Source organism: Hydrogenophaga sp. (assembly GCF_018780075.1).
Classification (GTDB): domain Bacteria; phylum Pseudomonadota; class Gammaproteobacteria; order Burkholderiales; family Burkholderiaceae_C; genus Hydrogenophaga.
Genome location: NZ_JADMKB010000175.1, coordinates 1 through 7330 on the forward strand (window position 1 = coordinate 1; position 7330 = coordinate 7330).

At 69.0% G+C, this 7330-nt stretch carries 7 protein-coding genes; all 7 read right to left on the reverse strand.

Annotated features, from left to right (window positions below; all coding sequences use genetic code 11):
• Positions 1–130: 130 nt before the first annotated feature.
• On the reverse strand, positions 131–1129 hold the full coding sequence (locus IV088_RS25285) for a threo-3-hydroxy-L-aspartate ammonia-lyase (RefSeq protein ID WP_291107606.1): 999 nt from the start codon (positions 1127–1129) through the stop codon (positions 131–133).
• 337 nt (positions 1130–1466) lie between these two features.
• A complete protein-coding gene (locus IV088_RS25290; RefSeq protein ID WP_291107609.1) occupies positions 1467–3263 on the reverse strand; it encodes a BTAD domain-containing putative transcriptional regulator in 1797 nt (598 codons plus the stop codon).
• Between the two features lie 47 nt (positions 3264–3310).
• Complete coding sequence (locus tag IV088_RS25295) at positions 3311–3586, reverse strand: DUF4242 domain-containing protein (RefSeq protein ID WP_291107612.1); 276 nt, start codon at positions 3584–3586, stop codon at positions 3311–3313.
• A gap of 253 nt (positions 3587–3839) precedes the next feature.
• Positions 3840–4205, reverse strand: a complete 366-nt coding sequence (locus IV088_RS25300; protein ID WP_291107615.1) for a methylglyoxal synthase — start codon at positions 4203–4205, stop codon at positions 3840–3842.
• Positions 4205–5794, reverse strand: coding sequence for a glucose-6-phosphate isomerase (gene pgi, locus IV088_RS25305; RefSeq protein WP_291107618.1), 1590 nt, complete (start codon positions 5792–5794; stop codon positions 4205–4207). The genes IV088_RS25300 and pgi overlap by 1 nt, the downstream gene beginning before the upstream one ends.
• A 207-nt stretch (positions 5795–6001) precedes the next feature.
• Complete coding sequence (locus IV088_RS25310) at positions 6002–6637, reverse strand: bifunctional 4-hydroxy-2-oxoglutarate aldolase/2-dehydro-3-deoxy-phosphogluconate aldolase (RefSeq protein ID WP_291107621.1); 636 nt, start codon at positions 6635–6637, stop codon at positions 6002–6004.
• Between the two features lie 113 nt (positions 6638–6750).
• Positions 6751–7330: dihydroxy-acid dehydratase (locus tag IV088_RS25315; protein WP_291107624.1), on the reverse strand; the 580-nt coding region annotated here is incomplete at its 5' end.

Below are 7330 nucleotides of genomic sequence, written 5' to 3' on the forward strand. Positions count from 1 at the left end.
GTCGATATCGAACCTGGCACCGAGAAACGACAGGTAGTCGATCAAGTCGTGATAGCGGGCGGGCGCGTTCATGGATGGGCATTGAAAGTGGTGTCGCTTGGCTGGACACTTTGTCGAGGAGCCGGGCCGATCAGGCTGCCGCCGCTGGTCGACTCTCCGGGTGCTCCTCGAGCAGTTCGGAAAACCGTCCCAGGTCAATATTGCCGCCGCTGATCAGAATGCCGATCCGTTTGCCTGCCAGTTCAGAACGGCGGGCCCGCGCGGCAGCAAAGCCCAGGCACCCCGTCGGTTCGACGATGAGCTTCATGCGGGCGGCAAAAAATCGCATGCAATCCACCAGTTCCGCATCCGGAACGGTGAGCACGTCGTCAACCGTGCGCTGGATGATCTGGAATGTGTAGTGCCCCAGATGCTGGGTTTGCGCTCCGTCAGCAATGGTGCGAGGCGTGTCGATATGGACGATCGAGCCACTGCGAAACGACTGTTGGCCATCGTTGCCGGCCTGTGGTTCGACGCCATAGACCTTGCAACCTGGAGCGAGCGCTCGGGAAGACAGGGCTGACCCGGAAAGCAGTCCGCCACCGCCCAGGCAGACAAACAGCGCATCGAGTGAACCGACCTCATCGAACAATTCCTTGGCGGCTGTTCCTTGACCCGCGATCACATCAGGATGGTCGTAGGGCGGGATCAGGGTCAGACCGTCGCGCTGGGCGAGGTCCCGTCCAATTTGCTCGCGATCCTCGGTGTAGCGGTCGTAGAGCACGACCTTGCCACCGTAGCCTCGGGTCGCCGCCACTTTGGCGGCCGGGGCGTCGTGCGGCATGACGATGGTGGCAGGCATGCCGAGCAGGCGCGCCGAAAGGGCGATGGCCTGTGCATGGTTACCGGAGGAGAATGCGACAACGCCACGGTGGCGCTGCTCCGAGCCGAACCGTGAGAGCGCATTGAATGCCCCCCTGAACTTGAACGCGCCCATCCTTTGCAGGTTCTCGCACTTGAAGAAGACGCTTGCACCGAACTCGCTGTCAACCGTCCGGGAGGTCAGGACGGGCGTGACGTTCGCGTGGCCTCTCAGCCGCGTCGCGGCTTGGACAACATCATCGAAGGTAGGCAGGGCCAATGAATTCATGTGCACTCCGTCCTGACGGTCAGCGGGCACCTGAAACCTACTCCGATTTGGCAGAAACGGCTAGCCCGGCCTTGTATCGCGAGGATGAACGGAACCTCTTGGCAGGGCAATGCAACTCGAGTTGAGGAAAGCAGTCGCCGGTGCCACTGGCGATGAGACGCAACGGGTAGCGATATCGGCACGAGAGCCTGCTTCAAAGCGGGCACTGATGAGCTACCGTTTTTGGCCGCGACCACCAGTTCGTGGAAACACCAGGAAGCCGCCGCTTGCCGCGCAACGAATGGCGCAGACCATCGCAGGCCTCTGCGACCCGTTGGCAGGCGTTCAAGGCCCGCGCTCAGGACGCCAGGGCTTCGCGCCGCAGCGCCGGGTTTTCGATCTCGCTGGCCAGCACCCGGGCGGCGGCGGCGGCCGGGGCATGACCGCCCTCGGCCTGGTGAAGGTAGGCGCGGACGATCAGTTCGCGCATGCCGGCGCCCGCGGCCAGCGCCATCAATTCGTCGCTCCAGGCCTGCACCTGCGGCATGCGGCTCCTCACCGCCAGCCCGCACAGCGCGTCCAACGCATAGGCCTTGCCCCACAGATAGGCGTCGGGCAGTCGCGTGCAGCGTTTCAGGGCGTCCAGCAGTATCTCGGCCGCCAGCGCGGGCTGGCGGCGCGCCATGGCCACACGGCCCAGCCCGCGCCCGGCGATGCCTTCCCAACACGGGTCGCCCAGCTGGCAGCCCAGCGCAAAGGCCTGCTCGAAGAGTTCGGCCGCCGGGTCCACCCGGCCGCGCATCAGTTCGGCCTCGGCGCGCAGCGACTGGGGCCAGGGCAGGAAGGCCGTCCAGGCGCGCCGTGATTCGCGGGTGGAAACGTCGAGCGCGGTCACCGCGCCGTCCATGTCGCCGCACAGCAGCAGCGCACGACCCAGCATGGACTGGGCATAGATCGACTGCTTCACCTCGCCCAATGAGTCGGCCAGTGCCGTGGCCTGGCGCAGCACGTCGGTGGCGGCGCTGTAATGCGCGGTGTCGCTCAGGATGGTGCCGCGGACTGTGGCGATGCGGGCCTGCTCGGCCAGGTCGTCGGTGGCCAAGCCCGTGGCCCGGTCCATCCAGGCCAGTGCACGTTCGTAGCTGCCGCGCAGCATTTCCACGTAACCCAGCTCGCGGCATGCCGCCGCGGCGAGCGTCGGCGCTTCATGCTGGCCCAGGGCCAGCGCCTGGTGCAGCGCGGCGGCGCCTTCTTCATCACGGCCCCGCGCGGCATGCACCAGGGCACCGCCCAACGCCAGGCGTGCGCGCACACGCAACGCGGGGTCGCCGAGGCCGTCGGCATCGACCATGGCGCGGCGCAGGCACTGCAAACCCGCTTCCAGCACACCAGCGCCGATGGCGGCTTCGCCGGCCTGCAACTGCGCCACCACCCCGGCACGGCCGGCCGCCGGACCGGTCGTGATCGAGGCCGTGCCCGTGTGCAAGGCGTCGGCCAGGGCGGGGCCCGGCGCCACGCCGAGCTCGCGCATGAAAAGCTCGCGGCAGGCCGCCGCCTGGCGGGCCGCGCCGACACCGTCGCCCGCCGTGCTCAGGCAGCGCACCAGCAACACCTGGAAGCCCTCGTCCAAGGGGTCGAGGCCCACGAGACGGGCAGCCAGTTGCGCCGCCTCGGCGGCAGCGCCGGTGGCCAGGCGGGCCAGCGCGGCCTCGCGCAGCACCGACTGCGCCGTCGCGCGCATGCGGCGGCGCTCGGCTTCCAGCCATACCGCGAAGGACGGACTTGATGCGAAGCTCATCCCGTCCAGCAGGTCCTGGCCCAGGCCTGGCACCTGGAGCGCCTGCGACCAGTGGCCGCGCGCCACCACGTCGATGTCGACATAGGCGGTGCGCTCCATGGGCAGCACGACGACGTCGCCACCCAGCCCCACGTCGCCCAGCGCGCGGCGCAGTTCGCTCAGGTTCCAGCGCAGGGCGGCCAGCGGATCCTCAGCGTCTTCGAAGAGCAGGGCGGCCAGGCGCTGGCGGCTGACGCCCTCGGGGTGCTGCACCAGGTAGGCCAGCAGGCCCCAGGCCTTGTGGCCGCGCAGCACGGCCTTGGCCGCACCGTCACGCTGCACGCGCGGCGTGCCAAGCAGGTGAATGACGGGGCCCATGCGCCGATCGTCCGGTATTGCGGCGGACGGCGCAATGCTTAGGTGCGTCAGGCCTCGGCGGTGGTCGGATCGATGATGCTGACGACACGGGCGACGCTGTCGGCGGGGAAGCCGCCGCGCCGGGCATGCTCACGCACCAGGTCTTCAGTGGAGGCGTTGTAGACGCAGTAGATCTTGTCGCCCGTCACGTAGCTGTGCACCCACTGCACCTCGGGGCCCAGCTCGCGCAGCACGCCGCAGGACTTTTGTGAAATGGCCAGCATGTCGGCCGCGGTGGCGGCGCCGATCTGGGGAATGGAACGTTCGATGACAAACTTGGGCATGGTGTCCACCAGGTTGGTTGAGGGGAAGCACCAGTCTGGAGAGCCGGCGTGTGAGTCAGCGTGTGACACGCAACACGATTCCGCGGTCTCAGTCTTTCAAGCCGCCCATGCCGACTCCTTCAGTGCGGCGATCTGCACCAGCGGGTTGGGCCAGCCCTCGCCATGCGGGTGACCGTGGGCCACCCGCACGTCGTGACGGGCGGTTCTTGGCCGATGGCAGCCAAAGTGCTGCCACCCCGAGCCACCCCGAACTTCAGAACGCCATCGAACCCAGCAGCACCCGCGCTGTCGCCACGTTCGTCGCGCACGGCACGTTGTGCACATCACAGGCCCGCACCAGCGCGTTGATGTCGGGTTCGTGGGGTTGCGCCGTCATCGGATCGCGCAGGAAGACGACCGCGTCGACCTCGCCCATGGACAGCCGCGCGCCGATCTGCAGGTCACCGCCCAGCGGGCCGCTGAGCAGGCGTTCGACCGTCAGGCCGACCTCGCTCTGCAGCCGTCCGCCGGTGGTGCCGGTGGCCATGAGGGTGTGTTGCCGCAGCAAGGGCGCGAACTCGGTGGCCAGGGCCACCATGTCGTCCTTCTTGCGGTCGTGGGCGACCAGGGCGATGCGCATCAGGCTTGCTCCATCGCCTTGGCCATCGTCTTGCCCAGCTCCACACCCCACTGGTCGTACGCATTGATGCCCCAGATGGCGGCCTGCACGAAGACCTTGTGTTCGTACAGCGCGATCAAGGCCCCCAGGCGGTGCGGGGTGAGCGCGTCGAGCCAGACGGTGCTGCTGGGCACGTCGCCCTTGAAGCTGCGCTGGCTCACGAACACCTCGGCCTGCTCGGCGCTCATCCCCTCGGCCATGAGGGCCTGCAGGGTGGCGGCTTCGTCGCGGCCGAGGGCCAGGGCCTGGGCTTGCGCGCGCAGGTTGAGGTTGACCACGCGGTGGTGTTCGGCGGCCAGCGGCAGGGGCGTGTCTTCGCTCAGCACGCCGATGAACTCCACCGGCACGCGGTGCGTGCCCTGGTGCAGCAGCTGGAAGTAGGCGTGCTGGCCGTCGATGCCGAGGCCGCCCCAGACGATGGGGCCGGTGTCGGTGTCGCAGGGCTGGCCGTCCTTGCGGATGCGCTTGCCGTTGCTTTCCATGTCCATCTGCTGCACAAAGGGCGCGAAGCGCACCAGGCGGCTGGGGTAGGTGGAGAGCAGCTGCGTGGGGCAGCGCAGGAAGTTGCGGTTCCACACGCCGCTCATGGCGAGGATCACGGGCAGGTTCTTGTCCAGCGGGGCTGAGCGGAAGTGCGCGTCCATGGCCTGGCCGCCGGCCAGGAATTCGCGGAAAGCCGTGGAACCGATGGCCACGGCCAGCGGCAGGCCGAGCGCGGACCAGATGGAGTAACGGCCACCGACCCAGTCCCAGAAGGTGAAGGTGTGCTCGGCGGGGTAGCCGGCGGCGCCAGACTTTTGCGGCGCGGCGGTGATGGCAACCAGGTGCGGGCTCTGCGCCGCGCCGTCGATGCCGGCGTCCTGCAGCCAGCGCCGCGCGGAGGCGGCGTTGGTCATGGTCTCTTGCGTGGTGAAGGTCTTGCTGGCCACGACGATGAGCGTGGTCTGCGGGTTCAGGCCGCGCAGCACGCTGTGCAGCGCCCAGGCGTCGGGGTTGCTGACGAAGTGCACGCGCACGCCCGTCTTGCCGTCGCTGCACAGGGGCGCGAGCGCGTCGGCCGCCATGCGGGGGCCGAGGTCGGAGCCGCCGATGCCGATGTTCACCACGTCGGTGATGGCCAGGCCCGTGCTGCCCTTCACCTGACCCGCGCGCACACGGTCGGCGAAGGCGCAGACGCGCTCCAGTTCGGCCTGCACCAGTTGCTGGATGTCGGCGCCCCAGGGGGTGGAGTCGCCGCTGGCACCGGGCGTGCCGCGCAGGGCGGTGTGCAGCACCGCGCGCTGTTCGCTGGTGTTGATCACGTCGCCGCAGAACATGGCGTCGCGCTGCGTTTCCACCCGGGCTTCACGGGCCAGTTGCAGCAGGGCGGACAGAACAGCGCCGTCGAAGGCCTGGCGCGTGAAATCGACGCTGATGCCGGTGCCCTCGGCGGAGGTCTGCATCTGCTGTTCGCGGCCGGGCTCGGCGAGGCGATCACGCAGGTGGGGTTGGGGGGCTGCGGCGAGGCTGGCGAGTTGCTGCCAGGCGGGGAATTGGGTGGGGGAGGACATGGGACGGGTTCTTTCTTCCCGTTCGCCCTGAGCCTGTCGAAGGGCTGGCGCGGTGTGTCTGTGTGAGGGCTTCGACAGGCTCAGCCCGAACGGTATTGTGTCTTCAGCGGCAGTGAGGGGATCTGGCGAGCCAGGAAGCCGCGGAACCGGCTTCGCCGGGCCGCTGGCATCGCCCCTGGGGGGTGACGCGAAGCGGCGCGGGGGAGCTTATCCGTTCGCGATGGCGGTGGCTTCGCGTGCCAACTGGGTGATCTTGGCCCAGTCACCGGCCTTCAGTGCGTCGGCCGGGGTCAGCCAGCTGCCGCCGGCCATCGCCACGTTGGGCAGCTTCAGGAAGTCTTTCAGGTTCTCGGGACTCACGCCGCCGGTGGGGCAGAACTGGACGTCCGGGATCGGGGCGCCCAGCGCCTTGAGCATGCCCAGGCCGCCGGCCTGCTGCGCGGGGAACAGTTTCATGAGGCTGAAACCCTGTTCGCGCCGGTGCATGACTTCGCCGGGCGTCATCACGCCGGGAATGAAGGGCAGTTTCGCGGCCTTGACGGCTTCGACCAGCGCGTCGGTGGCGCCGGGCGAGAGCGCGAAGGTGGCGCCCGCGTCGATCACGCGCTGCACCTCGGCCACGCGGGTCACCGTGCCGGCACCCAGGTGCATCTGCGGCACGGCTTTGGCCACGGCTTCGATCGAAGCGAGCGCGGCGTCGGAGCGCAGGGTGATCTCCATCACGTCGATGCCGCCTTCGAGCAGCGCATGGGCCAGCGGCACGGCGTGGGCCGGGTCGGTGAGCACGATCACCGGGACGACGCGCGAGGTGAAAGCGGGGCGGGAGAAGCAGGTGGTGGTCATGGTGTGTGTGTGCGTGAATGGGGCCGGGATCCTTCGGGATCAGCGCGGAACCGGCTTTGCCGGGCCGCAGCTGATGCCCCCTCGGGGGGTGACGCCGCAGGCGGCGCGGGGGGTCAATTGAACAATGGCGAAGCGCCGGTTTCGGGCGTGCTCGCGTGCGAGCGGAACAGGCCAAACAGCTCGCGGCCGGTGCCGTGTTCGTTGTGGGTCAGGTCGGGCAGCACGGCGCTGCGGGCGGCCAGGGTGGCGGCGTCCACTTCGAGTTCCAGCACGCCGCGCTCGCAGTCCAGGGTGATCCAGTCGCCGTCCATCACGCGGGCGATCGGGCCGTCGGCCAGGGCTTCGGGGCTGAGGTGGATGGCTGCGGGCACCTTGCCCGAGGCACCGCTCATGCGGCCGTCGGTGACGAGCGCGACCTTGAAGCCTTTGTCCTGCAGCACGGCCAGCGGCGGCGTGAGCTTGTGCAGCTCGGGCATGCCGTTGGCGCGCGGGCCCTGGTAGCGCACCACGGCGATCAGGTCGCGCTCGAGCTGGCCGGCGTTGAACAGGGCCAGCAGGTCCTGCTGGTCGCTCACCACCACGGCCTGGGCGCGCACCACGCGGTGCTCGGGCTTGACGGCCGAGACCTTCACCACGCTGCGGCCCAGGTTGCCCTGCAGCAGGCGCAGGCCGCCGTCGGCGCTGAAGGGTTCG